Source organism: Limosilactobacillus coleohominis, assembly GCF_016901675.1.
Classification (GTDB): domain Bacteria; phylum Bacillota; class Bacilli; order Lactobacillales; family Lactobacillaceae; genus Limosilactobacillus; species Limosilactobacillus intestinavium.
This window is the reverse complement of the sequence record NZ_JACJKU010000135.1, coordinates 1-1,607: the sequence shown is the minus strand read 5'-3', so window position 1 is coordinate 1,607 and position 1,607 is coordinate 1. Positions and strand designations below refer to the sequence as shown.

Sequence of the window (1,607 nt, the reverse complement as noted above, 5' to 3'; positions counted from 1 at the left end):
GCCCATAAAGGTCCTTCTTTCTAATGGAATGTTGTGACGACACCATTAAAGACCTTTATGGGTTTTTCTGTCCACTAAAATGTTCAACTTAAATTTTACAATCTGCCATTATTAATTCATGTTCAAATTGCATAACTAAAGTTCTGATAAGATCAGCGTAATTTCAGTAGTTTACAGACATTAAATAGTAATATCACAGTATAACAATATTTTCGGGAGCGATTGGTGGATATGGCGATTGTCCTGGCAAGTAGCAGTACATTGTAGAGCGGTCACCAATTATTGAATTTGGTTCGTAATTATCGGGATCAATCCATGGTTCCTTCAAACTACTACTGTTTTGATTACCACCACTGGGCTCTTTCTGTGTATCTACACCAGAATTTGGTGTCCCATTATTCAGTGATGAATTTGTGCTCCTCTGAGGTGATACTTCACTACTGGTTCCAATTTGGCTTTGTTTCTTTCGTGACGATTTCTTAGGTGCTCTTTTCTTCTTATTTGAAGATTCCTTGGTCGTTTTGACAACAGCATCATCCTGTGTCTCTGTTGAAGTCCGCTGATCTATACCCCACCAGCTTCCTCCAACTAATAGCGCAAGGATTGTAATCCACACCCATGGGCGACGATAAATCGGTCGTTTCCGTTGTCTTTTTCTCATATCTAGCCTCCTTTATTTTGGCATTAAAATTTGTAAATCGATATTTATATCTGAATTATACATAATTAATATTACAAATAATATTCAGTTAATTAAAGTTTAATATTATTAATTATTTTTTATATATTATTATATTTAGGATATGTAACTCTTCAAATAAGTGAATTGTTATTTTTATCGCTTTGCCTTCATATTCAATAAAAAATAACCAAAATAAGGACCCAACATTTGTTTTGCCAAACGTTGGGTCCCATTTCTATACTATGCCTATTCATTTGTGATAATTATTGTCCGACACACAAGTTTCAATCCTAATTAGATCTTACTTACCGATCCGCTGCTTGAGAGATGGTATCAGTGTTGCCATTATAAATGTAGTGATCAATAATACTGTCAACTTGGGGGTCCTGATTGGCCCCTTTAATATAAATCTTAAAAACATTTGGTGTAGCCGTTGGGGTGACATAAATTTTATCTCCACCATTCAAGTTAACATTTTTTAATTGAGCAACTCTCGCAATCACCTGAGATGTTGACATGGCACTTGCTTGTGAAGATGAACTGCTTTGGTGAGTAGCAGTGGTCTGTGATTGACTTTGGGATGAGACACGTGATGAAGAATTAGGTTGTGACTGGTGACTGACTTGTGAACTCGAAGCTGCTTGTTCACTTTGTTTTGCCGAATTATTGCCGCACGCTGCTAATGAAACTGTAGCAAATAATGCCGCAAAAATTGTTACTATTTTCTTCATAGATTTTGATAACTCCTTAACCATTATTGAAACATACTTCCATATTATAAAGACTTTTTCATGTGATTATCAACCGCAAGAATTTTGGGTTCTACACCAAATGGTGTTGGTTAGAGATTTTTCATCTCTATACCAATGCCATTTTTGTGTTTTAAACAAAAAAACAGAGGTAAACCTCTGTTACAATGAAATCG

Annotated in this window: 2 protein-coding genes; both read right to left on the bottom strand. The window is 35.3% G+C overall.

Annotation, left to right across the window (positions count from 1 at the left end):
- Nucleotides 1-193 precede the first annotated feature (193 nt).
- A complete protein-coding gene (locus H5975_RS08000; protein WP_204785597.1) occupies nt 194-661 on the bottom strand; it encodes a hypothetical protein in 468 nt (155 codons plus the stop codon).
- Between the two features lie 326 nt (nt 662-987).
- Nucleotides 988-1,413 carry a hypothetical protein gene (locus H5975_RS07995; protein WP_204785596.1) on the bottom strand — a complete coding sequence of 142 codons (426 nt, stop codon included), beginning with the start codon at nt 1,411-1,413 and terminating at the stop codon, nt 988-990.
- Between the last annotated feature and the right edge of the window lie 194 nt (nt 1,414-1,607).

What these genes read in the sequence shown, in the direction of transcription:
- H5975_RS08000 (WP_204785597.1), bottom strand. Translation starts at nt 661, where the DNA reads ATGAGAAAAAGACAACGGAAACGACCGATTTATCGTCGCCCATGGGTG.
- H5975_RS07995 (WP_204785596.1), bottom strand. Translation starts at nt 1,413, where the DNA reads ATGAAGAAAATAGTAACAATTTTTGCGGCATTATTTGCTACAGTTTCA.